This window comes from Corynebacterium sp. KPL1986 (genome assembly GCF_000477975.1).
Classification (GTDB): Bacteria; Actinomycetota; Actinomycetes; order Mycobacteriales; family Mycobacteriaceae; genus Corynebacterium; species Corynebacterium accolens.
In genome coordinates this window covers 921,516-942,942 of the sequence record NZ_KI515719.1, presented here as the reverse complement: position 1 = coordinate 942,942, position 21,427 = coordinate 921,516, and the positions used below count along the sequence as shown (strand labels likewise).

Sequence of the window (21,427 nt, the reverse complement as noted above, 5' to 3'; positions counted from 1 at the left end):
GCGAAGCACATGACTTATGTTCTAGGAATTGATTCCTCGACTCAATCTTGCAAGGCATTGCTTGTCGATGCCGTCACGGGCGAAATCGTAGATAGCGGTCGAGCGAGCCATCCTGACGGTACACAGGTGGATCCACAGGCGTGGTTGACTGCAATGGAGGAGGCCACAGCAGGGTTGATCGACCGTGCCGATGCTGTCGCGGTAGGTGGGCAACAACATGGAATGGTGCCGTTGGACGCGAACGGAGAGGTTGTACGCCCAGCGATGTTGTGGAATGATACCTCTTCTGCCAGCGAAGCCGAGGAGCTTATCGACGAGCTCGGCGGAGAGCAAGCATGCGCAGACACAGTGGGTTCGGTACTCGTGGCCTCGCTTACCGGTACAAAATTGAGGTGGTTGCGAAATCATGAACCTGAAAATGCCAGAAAAACTTCGTCCGTGTTATTGCCGCATGATTATTTAACGTGGCATTTGGGCGGTCGGAAAGAGAAAACAACGGATCATGGAGATGCGTCCGGTACGGGATACTATTCGACACGGAATCGGAAAAGCTTGCCGAATCTAGCAGAACAGTATATCGGTCATGCCATAGAACTACCTCGCGTTGCGGAGCCGAATGAAGTGGTGGGCAAGACTAACGGCGGGGCACTTATCGCACCGGGAACAGGCGATAATATGGCCGCAGCACTTGGATTAAACCTCCGGCCCGGCGACGTATGTGTCTCCATTGGCACCTCTGGGGTAGTAAGCGCGGTCAGCAAAGAGAGCGTGCATGACCCTTCTGGGTTGGTTACAGGATTTGCGGATGCGACAGGAAATTACTTACCTCTGGCCTGTACTCTAAATGGGGCCAAGGTTCTCGATTTCGCAGCCATGCTCTTGGGTGTGGATCATGAAGGGCTTTCCCAGTTGGCACTGAGTGGGAAGCCGGGCGCTGGGGGAGTAACGATGCTTCCATATTTTGACGGTGAACGCACCCCGAACCGGCCGGACGCTACCGGCCATTTTGCTGGATTGACGACACGGACTACCCGGGAAGATATAGCTCGCGCTGTTGTCGAAGGGATTCTTTGTTCCTTGCAGGACGCTATCAGCGCGGTCGAAGCGGCGACCGGAAATAAGGCTCAACGCGTCCTTTTAATTGGCGGTGGAGCACGTAGTGAGGCGATGCGACGAATCGCACCAGAGATTTTTGGCGTCGATGTCATCGTGCCGGAACCGGCGGAGTATGTGGCGCTTGGGGCGGCTCGCCAAGCAGCTTGGGCCCTCAATGGTGGAGGGAGTCTTCCGGAATGGGGGTTAGCGAAAGAACAAACCTTTAGCGGCAAACCAACCCCGGAGACGGTGGATAAATATCAACGCCTGCGGGATCTAACCGTTAATTACTAATTTGAGGCGGCGTGGCCGTTAGCGCACTGGGCCCGGCAGGTGGGCGCGCCAGCCGTGAATCACGTTGATGAGGCAGCATGCGGCGAGTAGGGAGCCGATAAGGAATAGCGCGGTGAAGCCTATGTAGGGCGCGAGGGCGCTAAAGGCCATGGGGATAAAGAAGCCGGTATAGGACACGGAATAGAACACGGCGGTAAGGCCGGCGAGGTCATCTTTTCCGGCGATGCGCTGGACCTCGGAAAGGCCGGCGACAAGTGCTAGGCCGTAGCCGGCGCCCATGACGGCGGCGCTGGTGATGCCGAGTGGGAGGGAGAGTGTGCGCGCGGCGATGGCGCCGAAGATGGTGCCGACGGTAATGACGGCCATGGCAACGGCGGAAGCGCGGGCGGAGCGGTGGGTGTCAATGACCTTGCCAAACATTTGGATGCCAACGCCGCAGCCTAGCGTGATGACGGTCATGAGGCCGGAAAAGGCGATGGGGGCATCGCCGGCGGAATCAGAAAGCAGCTGCGGCAAGAGGGCATAGGCTGCGCCCGCGCAGCCGAATACCCAGGGGGCTACGGGCAGCACGATGCGGGAAAAGCGGCGGTGCGCGGCAGATGGAATGTGCAGCATGTGCAGCATATCGCGGATGCTTAAATCCAGGAACGTGTCTTTGACGGTCGCGCCGCGGGGTGGACGGGTTTCGGGGGTTTTCAATAGCCACACCGCGGTAATGACGGTAAGCAGGATGTGTAGGACGTAGGCCAGGTGGGTGGGCCACGGGCCCCATTGGGCCAGCACCGAGGCTAGGGCGGCGCCGATGAGGAAGCCCAGGGTAAGGCACATCGATGCCTTTCGGGGGCCTGCGGCGGGGTCGCCGCCGGAGCGGGTGATGAGCTCGGAAATCCAGGTGGAGCCGACCGCCATGACGATGCCCAGGGCGAGCCCGCACAGCACGCGGCCGGCGGCGATGATGAGGGGTTCTTCGGGAGCGATGGACAGCAGGAAGGACCCGGCCAGGGAGAGCGGTGCGGCGGGCAGCATCGTCGGGCGGCGGCCGATATAGTCCGACAGCGGCCCGGAGATAAGCAGCGCGGGCACGATGCCAATGACGTAGGCCGCCAGGAGGCCGTTGACGGTGACCTGCGAGAAGTGGGATTGCTCGCGGTACATCACGAGCAGGGGAGTAAATTCATTGCCGCCCCAGGCAACGGCCACCATGCTGCCTGCGACGGGTAACCAGTCGCGATTAGTGGTGTCCTGACTCATAGTTGATCCTTCGAATTCTTCAGGTGCGAACGGAGTGCGGAAAGGTAGGCGGGCAGGTTGGCGGTGAGGAGGGCATCGGCAAGCACGCGGTGCTGATCGACGAACGCGCGAGCCCGCGCCACATTGCGCCCGATGGCGGTGGCGGTAAAACGCTGCTGGCGCTCGCGCAGCTGGTGGCCCACGTTGGCCAGCAGGCTATTGCCGGCGCTATCCATGATGATTTGGTGGAATTGGGCATCCAGGCGCGTGTATTCGCGGAGATCCTCGGCATCCAGGGCGGCGTCTTGGGCCGCAATGTTTTCTTGCAGGCGCTTGGCGATGCCCCCACGTTCCGCCTCACCCAGCTCGCAGATCTTTTCGGCACTGTGGGCATCGACAAGCAGGCGCGCCTCGTAGACCTCGCGGATTTCTTGGGGGCTAATCGGCACGACCAGCGCGCCGCGCTTGGGATAAAGCTGCAAAAAGCCCTCGAGCTCCAGGCGCAGGAAAGCCTCGTGGGCAGGGGTCCGGCTGACCCCAACCTCGGCCGCGAGTGCGGCTTCTGACAGCATCTGCGAGGAATCGATGGTGCCGTCGATGATCCTTTCTTTGACCAATTCATAAACCCGCTCCGCGGCAGGCTGCATGCTTGTATCGCTCATGCATACATCTTGCATACAAGTTAGTTTAAGCGTCAACCTATTCCCAATTCTGGGGTTGGCGTGGCTTAGACTGGAGGGCATGCAACGTTGGGTCTTACACATCGATATGGATGCGTTTTTCGCCTCCGTCGAGCAATTGACCCGACCGACTTTGCAGGGCCGGCCGGTGCTCGTCGGTGGGGTCGGCGGCCGCGGGGTTGTTGCCGGTGCGTCCTATGAGGCGCGCGAGTACGGCGCGCACTCGGCGATGCCGATGTATCGCGCCCAGCAATTGGTGGGCCTGCACGCGGTGGTGGTCAGTCCGCGCCGGGCGGTCTATTCGGCGGCCTCGCGCCGGGTATTTGAGATCATCTCCCAGCACGTGGAGGTGATCGAGCAGCTATCCATCGATGAGGCCTTTATGGAGCCAGAGGCGTTGGTGGGTGCGACAGCGGACGAGGTGCACCAGTGGGCGGACGACCTGCGCGCGCTCATCCGGGAGGAAACGGGCCTGCCGTGTTCCATCGGCGCGGGCTCCGGCAAGCAATTTGCCAAGATTGGCTCCGGCGAAGCCAAGCCCGATGGCACCTATGTCATCCCAGCGGATAAGCAGCTGGAGATGCTGCATCCGCTCCCGGTGGGAAAGCTGTGGGGCGTCGGTCCGGTTACGGAGGCCAAGCTCAAGGGCATCGGGGTGGAGACCATCGGCGCGCTGGCCGCCATGACCCAAAAGGAGGTGGAAATCTCCATCGGCAGCGTCGTTGGGCTGCAGTTGTGGCAGCTGGCGCAGGGCATCGACGATAGGGAAGTTGCCCCGCGCGCGATTTCCAAGCAGATTTCTACGGAGCATACCTATCCCAAGGACCTGCTGACGGTACCGGATGTGGACGCGGCGATTACCCGCGCGGCCGAGGGTGCGCACCGCCGCCTGCTTAAAGATGGCCGCGGCGCGCGCACGGTGACGGTAAAGCTGCGAATGGCGGATTTCCACATCGAATCGCGATCGACCACCCTGGCCTATGCCACCGATGACCTGGAGGTATTGACCGCCGCCGCCTTCAAGCTGGCGCGCTACCCGGATGAGCTGGGCCCCATCCGCCTGGTGGGGGTGAGCTATTCCGGGCTGGAAGCCGCGCGCCAAGACGTACTATTTCCTGAGCTCGACCGCGAAATCGTGCGGCCTGTGCTGCCGGATAGCGACTATGAAACGGGCGTGAGCGATGACTCCCCGCCACCGGCGCCGACCACCGTGGTAGTCGAAGACGATGTGGAGGATCAGTGGCACGCCACCCAGGACGTCTACCACCCGGAATTTGGCCACGGTTGGATCCAGGGCACCGGGCACGGGGTGGTCAGCGTGCGTTTTGAAACCCGCGCCACCGGACCCGGCCGCACGAAATCCTTTGCCGCCAGCGACCGGGATTTGGTGCCGGCGGATCCGCTCGATTCCTTAGATTGGCAAGACTGGCTGGAAACCCAAGACTAGGCTTCGCGGTAGCGCTTGGGGTCAGGGCTTTGCCGGAATACCTCGGCAGGGTCCGTGCCGGTGGCCAGCACCGCGGCCAAAAGAATACGCGCCTGGCTGGGGCGGAAGGCACCCGCGTTGATCGCGCCCAAGCTATGCAGGCTCGCCCCGCCGCCATCGCCGCCATAGGACAACGCGGTCGCGCCGTACGGGGTGCGGGTGGAAATAACGACGGGGAGGCCATCGCGGAGGGCATCGGCAAGCGCGCGGCCCATATCCCCACTCATATTGCCCGCGCCCATGGCCTCGATGACGAGGCCGGCGGCGGAAGTGCGGGCGGCATCGACAAGCACGCGCCCCGCGCCGGGGTAGGCAGGGATGATTTCTACCGGGTGCGGCGCCAAGGGCTGCGGCTGCAGCCGCGGGGTGGCATCCGGGACCCGCAGGGACTCAAAAGCGCGCAGGTCAGAGGTGTGCTGCTTGCGGGCCCCGCGCGCAGGGATGGTCATGCCGCCAAAGCGGATGAAGACGCCGGGCTGCCCGCTAAGAGCGAGCTCGCGCGCATCGCGGAGATTGCGCGGGCCGTCCGGGTGCGGGTGATCGTAGGAGCGCTGCGCGCCGGTGAGCACAATGGGCGTATCGCCGGCGCAAAAAATCTCCAGCGCCATCGCCGTCTCTTCCATCGAATCGGTGCCATGGGTGATGATGACGCCGTCGATGTCCGCGCGGGCGGTTTGCTCATTGACCACCCCAATGAGCTCGTCGAGGTCCGCGAGCGTAATAGAAGAGGAATCGAGCTGGCGAAATTCCACCACTTCGGCGTCGATATCGGCCGCGAGCTGCGCGCCGGTGACGGTAGGGACGAGGGAACCATCCCGTACAGTGGTGCAGGCAATCGTGCCGCCGGTGGCGATGAGGGCGAGGTTAGTCATGCCTTCCAGAATAAAAGAAGACGCGCCGAGGCGGCAGGCGCGGACCAGAAAAGCTGGTGCAAATGTAAACTGATGGGAGTTTATAACCCAGACGTGAGGAGTGAGAAGTGAAATTCCGCAAATTTGGTGCCGCGTGCCTCGCATTGAGCGCGGCGGCCGCCCTGTCCGCCTGCTCTTCTGATGACGAGCAAGAAGACACCACCAAGAACAGCGAATCCAGCGAATCCGCGTCCGCCGACGGCGACTCCGCGGCCCCCGCACTGCCAACCGCCGCCGATTTGAACGCCATCCTGGCAAAGGCCACGGATCCGGAGGCATCGCAGGAAGAAAAGACCGCCACCGTGGAAGGCGGCGAATCCGCCCCAGAGATCTTTGACACCATGGCGCGCTCCAAGGAAGAATCCGGTGCGGAGTTCGCGGTCGTGGATCCGGTTTTGCCTGGCTATGATCCGCAATCCGTGCTGACCACGGTCAATTTCTCCACGGCCGATGGCCAAGAGCAGACCGCGGACCAGGTGGAGTTTATTTATGAGGACGGCACCTGGAAACTATCGAAGACTTGGGCCTGCACGCTGATTCAAAACACTGTGCCGCCTGAGCAGGTACCGGAGATGTGTGCCGATACCGGTGCGGGTGCGCTGCCGGCCGATGAGGGCAACGGAGCACCTGCGCAGGGCGATGCCCCCGCAGAAGGCGCAGAGCAGGCGCCTGCCGAGGCCCCCGTAGAAGCCCCCGCTGAGTAACTCGCCTCCCCGCTACTCGGAAAACGCTAGCTCCGTCAGGCTTGATTGCACGACGCGCAGATCTGAATCGGCGGTGCCGTAGGTTACCTTCGTATCGAAGGACACGTCACCGTCCACGGGGAGCGGTTTCGTCAGGTCTACCGTGATGCTTCCCGAGGAGTTGGTGGAAGAATCCAGCACGTCGAGTTCCTTATCCTTTAACTCCGTGCCCTCGGCTTGGCCCTCGAAGGATAAAGCACCCAGGGTGGGGCGTTGTTCCACCTCGACGGATAGCGTGACGCGGTCACCATCGATGGACTCGACCTTATAGCGGGTCGTCTGCAAGAGCGTGGATTCGCCGGTCACGCGCGAATCTACCGTCCACGTCGCGCCGGTGCCGACCTCTTCTTCCGGGAAGACGATGGGCAGCGCGGTCAGCTTCATGATCGCCTGTTCGACGGTGCCGCGCGCCTCATCGCTCGCATCCTGCGGGGCGGCCAAGCGCAGGGAATTCATCTGGCCGTTGTCTTGGCCGCGCCAGCCAAATTGGAACCCGGACGCAGAAGAGACATCGGTATCGCCGGAGTATTCCGGATCCCCTGCGGTGACAAACGCGTTGCGCGAGGCCGGCAATTGATCCTCGACGTCCTCGGTGGCCTTATCCACCGATGCCGAAAGCGGCAGGGTAGTGGTCACCTTATCTACGTCCGCGGCTTGGAAGTCGGCGGCGGCGGATTTATTCAGCAGGTCCTGCGAAAATCCCTCCGTGGCGCGGTAGGTTACCTCCTGCGAGGAGTCGATGTCGTGATATTCCAGCAGTTTCTTCTCCCCGGTTCCGGCCTCTTCGACGGTCAGGCGCGGGGCATCGATAGTCAGGCCGACTGGCTGCTCCACGGCGGGGCCGGGGGTCTCATAAGAACAGGCGCTTAGCGCTACGGCGACGGCGGAAAGGGCTGTAAAAACTTTGACTCGAAACACGCTTACCAAAATACCGGACGCTCCTGATTAGAATGGTGTGGGTGAGCCAAAAACGAAGGAGTCAGACAGGTCTTATCGCCGCGGTGGTCATCGCCGTGGCGGTTGTGGATCAAGCCGTAAAACAACTCATGCTTACCGTCCTGACGGAGGGTGTGCCGCACTATGTCATCGGGGACTGGTTCAGGTTTACCCTGCTCTTTAACCCGGGCGCGGCGTTTTCCATCGGTGGCGAGGGATCGACCTGGCTGTTTACCACCATTCAATTGGCGTTCGTCTTAGGCGTTGCCATCGCCGCCCCGCGCATCCACAACACCGGCCAGGCGCTGGGGCTGGCGCTCATTGCCGGTGGGGCATTGGGCAATTTTGCAGATCGCATCTTCCGCGACCCGGGCTTCTGGTTCGGGCACGTCGTGGACTATATCTCGGTCGGCTCGTTCGCGGTCTTTAATATCGCAGATGCGGCCATTACCTGCGGCGTTGTCATCTTTATCGGCGCCATGCTGCTCGCGGAACGGAGGGCGGAAAATGAATAGGCAATTGCGCAGTTTTCCCATTCCAGAAGGCTTGGAGGGCATGCGTGCCGATGCCGCGCTTGCCAAGCTCCTCGGCCTCTCCCGCTCGGCCACTGCCCAGCTGTGCGCAGAAGGCGGGGTCACCGTGGATTCGCAGGAACTCGGTAAATCCGAGCGCCTGGCGTCCGGCCAGGTGGTCTCGGTGCTGCTCCCAGAGCCGGAAAAGCCCCTGCTGCCGCGCGAAGAGCTGGTAGAGGGCATGGACGTTTTATATAGCGACGCCGATATCATCTGCGTGCACAAACCCGTGGGCGTCGCCGCGCACCCGAGCGTGGGCTGGGATGGGCCGACGGTCATCGGCGGGCTGCGCGCGGCGGGGTATAACGTGGCCTCGCTTGGCCCCACCGAGCGCCAGGGCATCGTCCACCGCCTGGACGTGGGCACCTCCGGGGTCATGGTCGTGGCCTCCTCCGGGCGCGCCTATTCCGCACTCAAGCATGCGTTTAAGCACCGGACCGTGAAAAAGACCTATCACGCGGTGGTCCAGGGCCTGCCCGATCCGATTGAAGGCACCATCGATGCGCCCATCGGCAGGCACCCGAAGTCGGGCTGGAAATTCGCCGTGCTTGACGATGGCAAGGCCGCTGTCACCCATTACCGCCTCATCGAGGCCTTTCGCGAGGCCAGCCTCATCGAGGTGCACCTGGAAACCGGCCGCACCCACCAAATCCGCGTCCACATGTCCGCCACCGGGCATCCCTGCGTCGGCGATCCCATGTACGGCTCGAACCCGCAGCTTTCCGCCCGCCTAGGACTCGAGCGCCAGTGGCTGCATGCGGTGCAGCTGGGCTTTACCCACCCCGGCACCGGGAAGTGGTTCGAGGCCCGCGCGCCGTACCCCGATGACCTGCAACAGGCCCTGGAGCGCCTGCAGGGATGAGGAAGTTTTATTGGCGGCGTCGGCTAGCGGCACTGGCCCTGGTGCTGGTGGCGGTCGTGGTGGTCCTGGTGCTTTTTGGCACGCTGGGCACGCAAGCATCCACGCGCGTGCAAGGCGATCAGCTAGGCCCGGATGGGGAGTCCCGCGCGGAGTATATTGAGCGCGTTAATTCCATGGACATCGACCCGGATGCCGCCACGTATGCGCTGGTTACCTTCGATACCGAGCTGCCGCCTGTCGCCGTCGCTGCCGCGTTGACTGACGTTCCGCGCATGGATGCCATCCTTATGGGCTCGACCGCGCCCATTGCGGTACCGGAGCCGGTCGCCGGCGAGGATCGCGCTGCGGTGATTAACCGCACCTTCGACCGCATCGGTGCCTCCTACGGCCAGCGCCCCAGCGCGGTCAGCGCCGCCGTGGTGTGGGGCACGGGCACCCAGCTTGCCGATGTCGCCTCCCTCCCCGCCGTCGCCGCCGTCGAGCCCGCGCCTGCCGATGCCGCCTGGGGCAGCTTCGCCGTGCGCCCACCCAGCTAAAATTGCCATCCTGAACGCTTCGCCGCGCGGGGTGTGGGGTGGCGGCTTAGCATCGGGAGCATGGAACACATTCGGGCATATATTGCGGCTTTAAACTCGGCGATGGATATCCTCGCCGAGGCCGCCGATATGCCCGCCTCCGAGCTGACCGCCGCCGGAATGCCGGATGCCGCCGCCGCGTCGATAGCCCACCTTTCCCAGATCTATTTCGGGCCGACCAGCTTTACGCGCCGCCAGCGTCGCGCGGTCGAGGGGGCGCGCCGCAATGGGCATTCGCTGCCGACGCTGGAGGTCATCGAAAAGCACGCCCGCCGCGCGCCCACCCAAGCCCGGGCCTGGGCCCTGCGCGCGGAGCTTGCCCAGGTATCGGCCGATACTCAGGCGATGGACAAGCTCGCCCGCAAGAAGGTGCGCGCGCTGCGCCCGCCGCGCGAGCCCAAACCCGGGGTGCGGCTGCGCCGCCGAGCCGCCGGCAAACCGTGGACGCTGACGATTACGGGCAGCTCCAGCCTCGTCGCGGAGCTGCATAACCAAGCAGGCACGCTTGCCGATGTCGCCGCCCTCTTCCATTCCGGCGCCTCCACCTCCACCGTGCGCACCAACGTGGTAATCCCGCTGGATAAGCTAAGCGCCGTTGTGCAGGGCGATAAAGACGTCACGGTCACCATGACCAACGGAGCGCAAATTAGCGGCGCCGAGCTGGCCCAGCGCGCAATGGCGGAGGAAGGTTTTATCACTCTTCTCCACCCCGTGGAGGGGCCGGTGAACCTGTACCGCATGCGGCGCGGGGCAACGTGGAAGCAATTTATGATGGCCGCCGCCGAAAACCCCATCTGCCCGGCACGCGGGTGCCACCGCCCAGCCGATGAGTGCCAAGTCCACCACATCTATAGCTGGGCCGGCGGCGGCTGGACCAATGCCAAGAACCTCACCGTAGCGTGCCCGCACCACAACGGCCGCAATGACGACGACCGCGCGGCCCGTCCCCGCAATGGCCGGTTCGAGCGCGTGCACGGCGGCGTGCGGTGGATTAAACCCTGGCAACCGCCACCGCCGGACCTCGTTGATACCGGGCCCAGATAGCCACAGCTTTGAGCCCAAGGCCCGCCCTCCCAGCGGCGACCATTACGCGCCGTTTTCCCGCGCCGCACACTCTCGCGAACCCCTTTTCACGCAGGACATTCCTGCGTACCGTTTTCCTGCGCACGCAACCATTTCGCATTCCCCCCTCGCCGCGGACTCTTGCGTGCCGCTTACCCGCGCCGCGCACTCTTGCGCGTAGCGCTCTAACACCCTACTCACCGTGCCGGGGACTCCTTTCGGCCGCTTACCCGCGCCGCGCACTCTTGCGCGGCGCGCTTTGGCGAACGCGAATGAGATCCGCAATGTAGATGCTGACCGCCACGCCGATGATGGCGAAGCCAATCCACCGGTGCGCGGAAAAGTGCTCTTGGGTGACAAAGAGCGCCCATAGCATCTGCATGATGGGGGTGAGGTATTGGAGCATGCCGATCGTCGACAAGCGCAGCGTCCGCGCGCCCTGGGCGAAGCACAATAGTGGCAGCGCGGTAATCAGGCCGGCGCTGATTAAGAGCAGCATGTGCGGCGTACCTTCCGAAGTGAACGTGCCGTGGCCGGCTTTCTCGATCCACACGATATAGGCGATGGCAACGGGGGAGACCACCAAAGCCTCTGCCGCGACCGAGACCGCTGCCGAAACCCGCACCTGCTTCTTGATAAGCCCGTAGATGCCAAACGATGCCGCCAATAGCAGCGAGATATACGGCGCCTGGCCGGTAAAGAAGGTCAGATACAGCACCGCGATCGCCGCCACGGCGACGGCGGTCGCCTGCCATGGGCGCAGCTGCTCCTTTAAGAAGATCATGCCGAGCGCCACCGATACCAGGGGATTGATGAAATAGCCTAAAGCGGCATCGGCCACGTGATCAGTATTAATCGCCAGCACATAGGTGCCCCAGTTGACCGTGATAAATACGCCCCCGGCGGCAAGCCAGCCCCACGTGCGCTTGTCCATGCGCACCAATTCGCGCCAGCCGCCGCTGAATATTAAAAACGCCGTGACGATAACCGCGGTCCACAACACGCGGTGGGCGAGGATTTCCAGCGGCGTGGCCGGCAGCAGGAGCGGGAAGAACGCGGGGAAGAACCCCCACATGATGTATGCGGCGAGCGTGTAGATCATCACCGCATAATATCGTCATCTTGACCGCCCCGCTAAGATGACCGCATGGCCAAAAACTCCTCCTTCGTCCACCTGCATAACCATACCGAGTTCTCCATGCTGGACGGCATGGCCAAGGTCGATATGTTGGCTGATGAGGTGGTCAAGCAAAACATGCCCGCCGTGGGCATGACAGACCACGGCAATATGTATGGATCCGACGCCTTTTACAAGCGCATGACCAGCGCCGGGGTCAAACCCATCATCGGCATCGAGGCCTACATGGCCCCGGAATCGCGCTTTAATAAAAAGCGTGTGTTGTGGGGCACCCCGGACCAAAAGCGCGACGATGTCTCCGCCTCGGGCGCGTATTTGCACCAGACGATGATCGCGGAAAACGCGACCGGGCTGCGCAACCTGTTCACCTTGTCTTCGCTCGCCTCCTACGAAGGCCAGCTGGGCAAGTGGCCGCGCATGGATGCAGAGCTCATCGCCGAGCATGCCGATGGCATCATCGCCACGACCGGCTGCCCATCCGGCGATGTGCAGACCCGCCTGCGCCTCGGCCAATTCAACGAGGCCCTCGAGGCTGCGGCGATGTGGCAAGACATCTATGGCAAGGACAACTTCTTCTTGGAGTTGATGGACCATGGGCTGGACATCGAAAAGCGCACGCGCGATGGGCTGCTCGAAATCGGCCGGAAGCTGGACCTGCCGCCGCTGGTGACCAATGACTGCCACTACGTGCTGGAATCCCAGGCTCCGGCGCACGAGGCCATGCTGTGCGTGCAGACCGGCAAGACGTTCATGGACCCGGACCGCTTCAAGTTCGGCGGTACCGGCTACTACATCAAGTCCGCCGCGCAGATGCGCGATACCTGGGATGACCTGATTCCGGATGGCTGCGATAACACCCTGTGGATTGCCGAGCGCGTGCAAGACTACAGCGAGGTGTGGGAGGAACACCCCCACGACCGCATGCCCATTGCCGATGTCCCCGAGGGCCACACCCCCACCTCCTGGCTGACCCACGAGGTGATGGAGGGGCTGCAGCAGCGGTTCCCCGGGCGCGATGTGCCGGAGGAGTATATCGAGCGCGCCAAGTACGAGATTTCCGTGATTGAGATGAAGGGCTACCCGTCCTACTTCCTCATCGTGGCGGAGCTTATTAAGTATGCGCGTTCGGTGGGCATCCGCGTGGGGCCCGGCCGTGGTTCCGCGGCGGGCGCGCTCGTGGCCTACGCGCTGACCATTACCAATATTGATCCGCTAGAACATGATCTGCTCTTCGAGCGCTTTTTGAACCCCGAGCGCCCATCTGCGCCCGATATCGATATCGACTTCGACGATCGCCGCCGCGGCGAGATGATTACCTACGCCGCCGAGCGCTGGGGCGAGGACAAGGTTGCCCAGGTCATTACATTCGGTACGGTGAAAACCAAGCAGGCCATTAAGGACTCCGCCAAGGTACACTTTGGCCAGCCCGGCTTCCAGATGGCCGACCGTATCAACGGCGCGCTGCCGCCGGCGATTATGGCGAAGGATATTCCGCTGCGGGGCATTACTGACCCCGACCACGAGCGCTATTCCGAGGCCGCCGAGGTCCGCCAGATGGTGGAAACTGACCCGGATGTGAAAAAGATTTATGACACCGCGCGCGGCTTGGAGGGTGTTGTTCGCCAGGCTGGCGTGCACGCCTGCGCGGTGATTATGGCCTCGGTGCGGTTGATGGACCACATCCCGATGTGGAAGCGGCCTGCCGATGGCGCCTATATCACCGGCTGGGATTACCCCGCCTGCGAGGCCATTGGCCTGTTGAAGATGGACTTTCTGGGCCTGCGCAACCTCACCGTTATTGGCGATGCCATCGAAAACATCAAGCGCAACCGCGGCGAAGAAGTGCAGCTCGAGCAGCTGCATGCCGATGACCCCAAGGTCTCCAAGGTCTATGACCTGCTCTCGCGCGGGGATACCTTGGGCGTGTTCCAGCTGGACTCCGGCGGAATGCAGGAGCTGCTCAAGCGCATGAAGCCTACCGGATTCAAAGACATCGTGGCCTCCTTGGCCCTGTACCGCCCTGGCCCGATGGGTGTCAATGCCCACTGGGATTACGCCGACCGCAAGAACGGGCGTAAGGAAATCACCCCGATTCACCCTGAGCTCGAGGAGCCGCTGAAGGAAATCCTGGATGAGACGTATGGTCTTATCGTCTACCAGGAGCAGATCATGCGTATCTCACAGAAGGTTGCGAACTACACCGCCGGCGAGGCAGATGGCTTCCGTAAGGCGATGGGTAAGAAAAAGCCCGAGGTCCTGGCCCAGCAATACGATAAATTCTGGGGCGGCATGCAAGAAAATGGGTACTCCAAATCCGCCATGGATGCGCTGTGGGGGACCATCGAGCCCTTCGCGTCGTACGCGTTTAACAAGTCTCACGCCGCGGGCTACGGGTTGGTCTCGTTCTGGACTGCCTACCTCAAGGCCTACTACGCGCCGGAATACATGGCAGCGCTGTTGACCTCTGTGGGCGATAAGAAGGATAAGTCCGCCATCTACTTGTCGGACTGCCGCCACTTGGGCATTAACGTCTTGCCGCCTTCGGTCAATGAGTCCGAGGAGGACTTCCAAGCTGTGGGCGAGGATATTCGCTTCGGCATGGGCGCTATCCGCAACGTGGGCTCTGAAGTGGTCGAATCCATCATTGCCTCGCGCAAGGCAAAGGGGGCGTTTACGTCCTTTAGCGATTACCTCGACAAGATCGACCTTGCGGCGTGTTCCAAGCGCGTGACCGAGGCGCTGATTAAGGCCGGCGCCTTTGATGATTTCCAGCAGCCGCGCAAGGGCCTCATGTTGATTCACGAGGACGCCGTCGATGCCGTGCAGACCACCAAGAAGGCGGCGGATAAGGGGCAATTCGACCTCTTTGCCGGCTTCGGCGGTGGTGACGATGCCTCTTCGGAGGGCGCCTTTGCCATTGATGTGCCGGACGACTCGTGGGATCGCAAGCACGAGTTGGCACTTGAGCGAGAGATGCTGGGCCTCTACGTTTCTGGCCACCCACTCGATGGTTTCGAAGAGGCCCTAGCTGCGCAGACCAATACTCCGCTGACCAAGATCCTCAACGATGAGGTACACAATGGCCAAGAACTCATCATCGGCGGCATCATTTCCGGCGTGGACCGGCGCTTTTCTAAGCGCGATGGTTCCCCGTGGGCGATTGTCACGGTAGAAGACCACAACGGCGCGCAGGTAGAGATCTTGGTATTCAATAAGGTCTATTCGCTGGCAGCGCCGCATATCGTGGAAGACAACATCATCTTGGCGCGCGTCAACGTCAAGGTGCGCGATGAGCGCCGGTCGCTGTTTTGTTCCGATATTCGCGTCCCCGAGCTGGGACCCGGCGGTGGCGCGAGCCTGCCGCTGCGCCTGACCATGCGCACGGACCAGTGCACGATGGAAAATATCGCCCGACTCAAGCAAGTCTTGGTCAAAAACCACGGTGATTCCGATGTTTACCTTGAGCTTGTCGAAGGCGATCAAACCACCACGATGGTCCTAGGCGAGCACCTCCGCGTGCAACGATCCGGCAACCTCATGGGGGATCTGAAGGCCACCATGGGCGCTGGCATTTTGGGCTAGTAGAATTTGCCCGCCTCGTCCCTGCGCTCCCTCTTTCTGAGGCGAACAGGGATTGAGGTGGCGACGGGCCTAGGGCGAAGCCGCCAGGCCGCCTGCGCGAAAAGCTGGGCATAAAGAAATGGCCGCCGTGCACATGCAACGGCGGCCATTTTTTGGGAAATCGGAGATTAGTACTTAATTCCCAAGCGGTCAAGCGCAGCCTTCAGCGGTTCGAGAACTGCCGGGTTGAACTTGGCGATGGCGGCGTAGGTCTGCAGAATCGCAGCGACGGCGCCGGCGATGACGGCGGTCCACTGCGAGACCTTCAGGAACTTTTCTGCAGTTTCCTCGGAGGAGCCAAGCTTGGTCAAGCTATCGAGCTGCTGTTGCTGTGCCTCTTTAGTCACGCAATCTGGCTGCTTCGGCATGCCGGCGGTGCCGTAGCCATTGAGCAAGCCCTCGAGGAACTTATTTGGGTTGGACAGGTTGACTCCGCCCTTGCCCTCTTCGATGTTCTTGAGGTGCTCTTGCTTGGCAGCTTCTACTTGGGCCTTGCATTCAGCGCTGAGCCCCTTGCCGGTCTCATCTGCGGAAGCAACAGCCGGGGTGACAAGGCCCGCCGCCACAGCGGTGGCAGCGACGAGAGAGGTGCTGAGTCGTTTACGCATAGGGAAAGGCTCCTTAAAGTTCAGATTTTAGCTTGTTAAAACGTAGCAGCTTTAAGGCTAAAAATCTATGGAAGTAATTGCCGGATGGGTTCAGGAAGCATCTTATAAAATTGATCCGCCACCTGCGGCATGAAGTGCAACACCCCGCTCAACATGGCACCGAGGGCAATGACACCGGCGATAATCCCGATACCTTTCCCGATGAAGCTGCTGCCGGAACCGTCATCAGGCAGCGACGCCCCGGGAGTATCGTCGCCATTTTCATCGGAGTCGGCGTCGTCGCCTTCAGCCTGGGCGCCGCCCACGAGATCGGCGACGGAGAAGACCGTGGTAGTGCCGGATACCTCGTTGCCGGCGATAAGGAGGGCATCGGCAGTAGGCGAGTCTTCCTTGCTAACGAACGTCAATCCCTCTGGGCCCAAGTCGCCGGCCAAGCTGGTGGCGGCGACATTATCTTCGTCGTAGTCCACGGTGAAATCGCGGTTATTGGTATAGGTGACGAACTCGGCTTGAGCGGGGTCGGTGACGTCATAGACAAAGATGCCGCCCACACGCTCCATGCCGATGAAGGCATAGGTGCGATCTCCAACTGATCCAATCGTCAGGGCTTCCGGTTCGGGGCCTTTATTATTGGAGCGATCGTCGAAGTCGGGGTCTTCGTTATCGGCATTGAAGTTAAGTCCCTCGATGTCTTTGGTGATTTCCTCGAAGTCGGAACCGGAATCGAAGACGACGTTGCCCTCGGCATCGTAAATGCTAAAGGAGCGGGACCCGAAGGAATACAGGCCATCGAAGCAGCCCTTTTCCTCATTCCACCCAGAGGCATTGCTTAACTTGAGGTTACCGGCGTATTTCTTGTCCTCGATGCCTTCTGGCAGGTCGACGGAATCACAAACCTGGCCCTCTTCAACGAGCTCTTTCAGTTTGACCTCATCGGTGTAGCCGCCCCAGTCGCGGGCATCGCCCTCATTGGCGGTTGCGAAGTAGGTCTGGCCGTTGGTCTGGAAGGCGCCGATCGAATCCGGCATGGATAGCCCATGCACAGGGATCGTGCGCAGCTTTGCCTCGCCGTCCTTATTGGAGGGATCGAGGGGGACAACGGAGTGATCCGCGATGTGGGCGGGCAGCACCTTTTCTACGGTGGCGGAGGCGATATCGATCACGCCGATGGCGTTGTTTTCTTGCAAGGTGACATAGGCCTTGCCATCGGCGGAGGAAATATACTCCGGCTCGAAGTCGAGCGAAGGTTTGTTGTGGTGGTTTTCTGGGCCGAAGACGCGAATGGACGGGTCAAGTTCTGCATCAGGGCCGTCGAAAGCGCGGAAATCGGCGGTGCGAACATCGGCAACAGAGGGCGCCGCGACACCATCAGGCAGGGAAATCACGGATACGGTGCCTTCTGGGTCTTTTGCGTATTCGGTGCCGTCGGCGGTGAGCTCATCGGAGGGCTCGCCCTCATTCGCGGTCAAGGCATAGGCGCCGTCTTTAGTGATGTGCACGTTATCTGGCAGCGCGCCGAGCGGCACGCGGCCGAGCTCGTCGCCGGAGGCGGCATCGAAAAGCAGGGCCTCGCCGTTTTCGGTTTTGTCTGCCTGCTGCACGGCGGCGATGGCGAGGCCATCGGGGCGCACGGTCACGGAGTTGATTTCCTTATCGCCGCCGGCAGATACCGAGGCAACCTTATTGGGGTTGGTGGGATCGGAGGCATCCAGGATATCCACCTTGCCCGATTGCGCGTTCACCGTGAGAATGCGCTGGGAGGCGGCGTGGTAGGCCACGATTTCCGCTGCTGATTTGCCCATGACCCCAGCTTCATAGGAGCCAATGGGGCTGAGCTTTACCGCAGCATCGTCGGCGGAGCGTTCCAAAACATTATCGACGATATGCGCGTTGGCGGCCGGGGCGCAGCTGAGCGCAAGGCAGGCAGCCACGCCGATGGATGTGCGCTTAAACATAGAGAGAGTCCTTTCTTGTTGAGCGCTCCATTGTCTCGGGCCCACGTAACAGGCGCGCTACACCGGAATGAAATCTAGGTGAATCGGTCGAACACTAGGTAGGGCGAGTAGACTCTGCAATCATGACTGAATCGACCATCCACGCATCCGATATCCAGCAGGCACAGGCACGCATCAGCTCTGAAATCGCGCCGACGCCGCTGCAGTATTGCCCCCGGCTTTCTGCGGAAACGGGCTGTGAGGTCTATTTAAAGCGCGAGGATCTCCAGGACGTGCGCTCGTATAAGATACGCGGCGCGCTCAATAGCATCTCCAGCCTGTCGCAGGAGGAGCGGGAGAGGGGCATCGTGACGGCATCGGCAGGCAACCATGCCCAGGGCGTGGCGTATGCGTGCCGCACCATGGGGATTCCGGGCAAGATTTTCGTCCCGGAGCCCACGCCCATGCAAAAGCGCGACCGCATCCACGTGCACGGCGGCGATCAGGTGGAACTCGTAGTAGTGGGTGGCAACTTTGACGAGGCCGCGGCCGCCGCGCATGCCGATGCCGCCGAGCGCCACGCCACCTTCATCGAGCCCTTCGATGCCCGCGATACGATCATTGGCCAGGGCACCGTGGCGGCGGAGGTCTTGGCGCAGCTTTCGGCAAAGGGCGCCTCGGTCGATACCATCGTCGTTCCCGTCGGCGGCGGCGGGCTGATTTCTGGCATCACCTCTTACATGGCGGATATGGCGCCGCACGCGAAGGTGGTGGGGGTGGAGCCGGAAGGGGCGGCATCGCTAAGAGCAGCCTTCCGCAACGGCGGGCCGGTGGCACTAGAGAGCGTGGATCCGTTCGTCGATGGCGCGGCGGTCAAGCGCCTGGGCGCGCTGCCGTATGAGATTTTGGAGGCCAACCAATCGCGCCTGCACTGGGACACGGTCTCTGAGGGGGCGGTGTGCACGGACCTGCTCAACCTGTACCAGAATGAGGGCATTATCGCCGAGCCCGCCGGTGCGCTGTCCGTGGCTGGGCTGCAGCGTGTGCCGCTGGAGCCGGGTTCGACGGTGGTCTGCGTGATTTCTGGGGGAAATAATGACGTGTTGCGCTACGCCGAAATCATGGAGCGCTCGCTGGTGCACCGCGGCCTGAAGCACTACTTCTTGGTCAATTTCCCGCAGGAACCAGGCCAGCTGCGCCACTTCCTGTCTGAAATCCTGGGGCCTAGCGATGACATCACTCTATTCGAGTACCTCAAGCGCAATAACCGCGAGACCGGTGCCGCGCTGGTGGGCATCCAGCTAAGCCGCGCCGAAGACCTGGCAGGGCTGAAGGAGCGGATGGCCGAGTCCAAGATCTCGGTGCAGCACCTGCAGCCGAATACCCCCGAGTACGATTTCCTGGTGGCCTAATGCGCGATACCTATCGGCGCCCCACCGGCCAGGTAGAACACGAAATTGAGATCAAGCGCTCGCGGTTTATCACCCTGATCGGCCGGGTCACAAACGAGGAAGAAGCACGGGCGTTTATCGATGCCGCCCGCCAGCGCTTTCCCGATGCCCGCCACCATTGCTCCGCCTATGTCTACCACGTCGACGACGCGAACCCAGTGGAGCGTTCCTCCGATGATGGCGAGCCTTCCGGGACCGCTGGAAAGCCCATGTTGGATGTGGTGAACGGCTCTGGAATGCTCGATATTTGCGCGGTGGTCGTGCGCTACTTCGGTGGCATCAAGCTGGGTGCGGGCGGGCTTGTGCATGCCTATGGCGGGGCGGTCAGCGAGGCCATGGAAAAGGTCGAGGCGGTCACCCGGGCGCGCCGGGAGCTTTATACCGTGGAATGCCCGCACGCCACGGCCGGGCGCCTCGAGGCGGATTTGCGCGGGCGCGGCATCGATATCACCGATACCGAGTACGGTGCAGCCGTAACCTTTACCGTCGCCGTGCGCCCGGGTGGGCTCGATGAGCTCCAGGCGATGCTCGCCGCGCTTTCCCAAGGCGAAATCAGCGCGCGCGAAGCAGGCTCTGCCTGGGTTGAGGTAGGATCTGGGTCATGACTATGCAGCAGCGACCGAATAACCCCATTGCGCAGCGCAAGCAGCAGGTGCGCAAGCACTCCCGCAACGCCGTTATTTCCGTTGCCGGTGGCCTCGGCGCAGGAGTTGTTTTAGGTGTGCTTTCTGCTAATTTGGCCGCTTGGATGGTTTTGGGCCTTATCATCGCCGTGGTGGGTGGCGGATATAACTGGTTGAAGATTCGCAAAATCGTCAACGAGAACCACAATAATTATTAATGCCTACCCCGGAGCCAAGCGGCCGCCCCGTCCGCATTGATGCTTGGGTATGGGCGGTGCGCATGTTCAAAACCCGATCCGCCGCGGCCACCGCAGTGCGCGCCGGGCACGTGAAAATCAACGGTGAAGCGGTCAAACCCGCGCAACAAGTCGTGCCAGGCGATAGGGTGCGCGTGTGGCGCAACCACCACGAGCACGATTTGGAAGTGCTGGCTACCGTCGCCAAGCGCGTGGGCGCGCCGGTGGCGCGCACCTGCTATACCGATCACGCGCCCCCGCCGCCGCCCAAGGAGTTCATGCCATCCGTACCGGTGCGCCCCCGCGGCGCGGGCCGGCCGACGAAGAAGGAGCGCCGTGATATGGAAAAATTCCGCGGCGGGTTCCGCTAGGAGTTGGCGCGCAGCGCCTTAAGGCGCGCGTTCAGGCGGCGCCGGCGGCCGGCGCGGTCGCCGGATTCAGCGGTTGCCTCGATGTGCTGCTTGCCAAACTTATTGAGCAGCAGGTCATCGATAAGGCGCACTTGGCCGGGCCGAAAGCGATAGCGCATGGTGTCGTGGACGTGGGCAATGGCGTCATCGTCAAGCAGCTGCTCCAGCTGGTCCAAGGACCGGATATCGTTTTCCTCCAAGATTTCCGCGAGGAAGCGGTAGTGCTCCGAACGCGAAAGCGGGAAGCGATTGCCCAAAATGATGGCCAGGACGCCAGGCAGGGTTTCCGGAGTAAGCTCCACATCCGTGTCCGCCTCCGTGCGCGGGGCCTTGAGCGCGGCGATTTCATCGAATTGCTGATCGGCAAGTTCGATGAGGCCGGCGGCCAGCGTAAATAGGCGGTCGACCTCGGGCGAGGGCGGGGTAGGGCCCTGCTTATAGCGGATATCGTGCTCGAATTCCGCCCACGCGTGCTGCAGCACGGTGCGGATTTGCACCTCAAAGGTCCAACCCACAAAATCGGCGAGCTCCTCCATGGCCGCCGCGCTATCATCCGTCACGGTGAGCACCAGGTGGTGGGAACCGTAGCCAAAGCCACCGGAAATGCGGGTCTCGGCCGCCTTATCCACAGAGCGCACGACCTTGAAAGATTCGCCCAGCACGTCTAGCGCATTGGGAATGGTGGTGGAGTGGTACAAGGTGACGCGCACGCCCATGACATCGTGGATATCGTCCCACGGGGTGGGGTAGATGAAATCGCCGCCCTCGCCCCGCTTCTTGGCCTTGCGCTTGAGTGAAGACCAGGCCTTGACGCGCGTCGATACCCGGTCAAAGATGATGCCGGCGTCATTGAGCAGGTCCTCGATGGCGGTGCGAAAATCCTCCGCCGCCGTGGGGTGGCTGCGGGTCCAGGCGTGGTACTGATTGCTCAGCCGCGACATCCTGCTTTCCGCCATGGTG

20 protein-coding genes are annotated in these 21,427 nt (G+C 62.0%); 12 read left to right on the top strand and 8 right to left on the bottom strand.

Translation table 11 applies throughout. The annotated features are described in order from the left end of the window. Positions 1–9: 9 nt before the first annotated feature. On the top strand, positions 10–1,389 hold the full coding sequence (gene xylB, locus HMPREF1287_RS04400; protein WP_023017253.1) for a xylulokinase: 1,380 nt from the start codon (positions 10–12) through the stop codon (positions 1,387–1,389). Positions 1,390–1,407: 18 nt separating this feature from the next. On the opposite strand, the gene HMPREF1287_RS04395 is transcribed toward xylB, so the two are convergent. Both HMPREF1287_RS04395 and HMPREF1287_RS04390 read right to left on the bottom strand, forming a co-directional pair. Beyond that, positions 1,408–2,640 carry an MFS transporter gene (locus HMPREF1287_RS04395; protein WP_023017254.1) on the bottom strand — a complete coding sequence of 411 codons (1,233 nt, stop codon included), beginning with the start codon at positions 2,638–2,640 and terminating at the stop codon, positions 1,408–1,410. After that, positions 2,637–3,281, bottom strand: coding sequence for a GntR family transcriptional regulator (locus tag HMPREF1287_RS04390; protein ID WP_034654123.1), 645 nt, complete (start codon positions 3,279–3,281; stop codon positions 2,637–2,639). Before HMPREF1287_RS04390 ends, HMPREF1287_RS04395 begins: the two co-directional genes overlap by 4 nt. A 79-nt stretch (positions 3,282–3,360) precedes the next feature. On the opposite strand from HMPREF1287_RS04390, the gene HMPREF1287_RS04385 reads away from it, so the two are divergent. Beyond that, positions 3,361–4,746: a DNA polymerase IV gene (locus HMPREF1287_RS04385; protein ID WP_034654121.1), complete on the top strand. Its 1,386-nt coding sequence runs from the start codon at positions 3,361–3,363 to the stop codon at positions 4,744–4,746. Here the strand turns inward: HMPREF1287_RS04385 and HMPREF1287_RS04380 are convergent. Beyond that, a complete protein-coding gene (locus HMPREF1287_RS04380) occupies positions 4,743–5,657 on the bottom strand; it encodes an asparaginase (RefSeq protein WP_023017257.1) in 915 nt (304 codons plus the stop codon). The genes HMPREF1287_RS04385 and HMPREF1287_RS04380 overlap by 4 nt on opposite strands. A gap of 107 nt (positions 5,658–5,764) precedes the next feature. On the opposite strand from HMPREF1287_RS04380, the gene HMPREF1287_RS04375 reads away from it, so the two are divergent. Further along, positions 5,765–6,400 carry a hypothetical protein gene (locus tag HMPREF1287_RS04375; protein WP_005283813.1) on the top strand — a complete coding sequence of 212 codons (636 nt, stop codon included), beginning with the start codon at positions 5,765–5,767 and terminating at the stop codon, positions 6,398–6,400. 12 nt (positions 6,401–6,412) lie between these two features. On the opposite strand, the gene HMPREF1287_RS04370 is transcribed toward HMPREF1287_RS04375, so the two are convergent. Next, positions 6,413–7,357, bottom strand: coding sequence for a hypothetical protein (locus tag HMPREF1287_RS04370; protein WP_023017258.1), 945 nt, complete (start codon positions 7,355–7,357; stop codon positions 6,413–6,415). A gap of 32 nt (positions 7,358–7,389) precedes the next feature. Here HMPREF1287_RS04370 and lspA point away from each other — a divergent pair, with 32 nt between their 5' ends. The 4 genes from lspA to HMPREF1287_RS04350 are packed head-to-tail and all read left to right on the top strand — an operon-like array spanning position 7,390 to position 10,428. After that, on the top strand, positions 7,390–7,890 hold the full coding sequence (gene lspA / locus HMPREF1287_RS04365; protein WP_023017259.1) for a signal peptidase II: 501 nt from the start codon (positions 7,390–7,392) through the stop codon (positions 7,888–7,890). Next, complete coding sequence (locus tag HMPREF1287_RS04360) at positions 7,883–8,809, top strand: RluA family pseudouridine synthase (protein ID WP_005278479.1); 927 nt, start codon at positions 7,883–7,885, stop codon at positions 8,807–8,809. The genes lspA and HMPREF1287_RS04360 overlap by 8 nt, the downstream gene beginning before the upstream one ends. Beyond that, complete coding sequence (locus HMPREF1287_RS04355; RefSeq protein ID WP_023017260.1) at positions 8,806–9,345, top strand: hypothetical protein; 540 nt, start codon at positions 8,806–8,808, stop codon at positions 9,343–9,345. Before HMPREF1287_RS04360 ends, HMPREF1287_RS04355 begins: the two co-directional genes overlap by 4 nt. 60 nt (positions 9,346–9,405) lie before the next feature. Then, positions 9,406–10,428 carry an HNH endonuclease signature motif containing protein gene (locus HMPREF1287_RS04350; RefSeq protein ID WP_034654119.1) on the top strand — a complete coding sequence of 341 codons (1,023 nt, stop codon included), beginning with the start codon at positions 9,406–9,408 and terminating at the stop codon, positions 10,426–10,428. Between the two features lie 244 nt (positions 10,429–10,672). Here the strand turns inward: HMPREF1287_RS04350 and rarD are convergent, their stop codons facing one another. Then, positions 10,673–11,548 (bottom strand): EamA family transporter RarD, encoded by an 876-nt coding sequence (rarD, locus tag HMPREF1287_RS04345; RefSeq protein ID WP_023017262.1) that lies wholly within the window; start codon positions 11,546–11,548, stop codon positions 10,673–10,675. A 45-nt stretch (positions 11,549–11,593) separates the two neighbouring features. Here rarD and dnaE point away from each other — a divergent pair, with 45 nt between their 5' ends. Next, on the top strand, positions 11,594–15,166 hold the full coding sequence (gene dnaE, locus HMPREF1287_RS04340) for a DNA polymerase III subunit alpha (RefSeq protein ID WP_005278490.1): 3,573 nt from the start codon (positions 11,594–11,596) through the stop codon (positions 15,164–15,166). A gap of 167 nt (positions 15,167–15,333) precedes the next feature. Here dnaE and HMPREF1287_RS04335 read toward each other — a convergent pair whose 3' ends face one another. Together HMPREF1287_RS04335 and HMPREF1287_RS04330 are read right to left on the bottom strand one after the other, a co-directional pair. After that, positions 15,334–15,813, bottom strand: a complete 480-nt coding sequence (locus HMPREF1287_RS04335) for a hypothetical protein (protein ID WP_005278493.1) — start codon at positions 15,811–15,813, stop codon at positions 15,334–15,336. Positions 15,814–15,878: 65 nt separating this feature from the next. Further along, positions 15,879–17,768 (bottom strand): choice-of-anchor I family protein, encoded by a 1,890-nt coding sequence (locus HMPREF1287_RS04330; RefSeq protein WP_023017263.1) that lies wholly within the window; start codon positions 17,766–17,768, stop codon positions 15,879–15,881. Between the two features lie 122 nt (positions 17,769–17,890). On the opposite strand from HMPREF1287_RS04330, the gene ilvA reads away from it, so the two are divergent. Genes ilvA through HMPREF1287_RS04310 form a run of 4 tightly spaced genes read left to right on the top strand, consistent with a single transcriptional unit; the run spans position 17,891 to position 20,428 of the window. Continuing rightward, entirely contained in the window at positions 17,891–19,159 is a 1,269-nt protein-coding gene (gene ilvA, locus HMPREF1287_RS04325; RefSeq protein ID WP_023017264.1) for a threonine ammonia-lyase IlvA, read from the top strand. Next, complete coding sequence (locus tag HMPREF1287_RS04320; protein ID WP_005283783.1) at positions 19,159–19,803, top strand: YigZ family protein; 645 nt, start codon at positions 19,159–19,161, stop codon at positions 19,801–19,803. The genes ilvA and HMPREF1287_RS04320 overlap by 1 nt, the downstream gene beginning before the upstream one ends. Then, positions 19,800–20,039 carry a hypothetical protein gene (locus HMPREF1287_RS04315; protein WP_005278507.1) on the top strand — a complete coding sequence of 80 codons (240 nt, stop codon included), beginning with the start codon at positions 19,800–19,802 and terminating at the stop codon, positions 20,037–20,039. Before HMPREF1287_RS04320 ends, HMPREF1287_RS04315 begins: the two co-directional genes overlap by 4 nt. Next, the gene (locus tag HMPREF1287_RS04310; RefSeq protein WP_023017265.1) at positions 20,039–20,428 is read left to right on the top strand and encodes an RNA-binding S4 domain-containing protein; all 390 of its coding nucleotides are present in this window, start codon (positions 20,039–20,041) and stop codon (positions 20,426–20,428) included. Before HMPREF1287_RS04315 ends, HMPREF1287_RS04310 begins: the two co-directional genes overlap by 1 nt. Here HMPREF1287_RS04310 and HMPREF1287_RS04305 read toward each other — a convergent pair. Further along, entirely contained in the window at positions 20,425–21,423 is a 999-nt protein-coding gene (locus HMPREF1287_RS04305; protein WP_023017266.1) for a GTP pyrophosphokinase family protein, read from the bottom strand. The genes HMPREF1287_RS04310 and HMPREF1287_RS04305 overlap by 4 nt on opposite strands. Positions 21,424–21,427 lie beyond the last annotated feature (4 nt).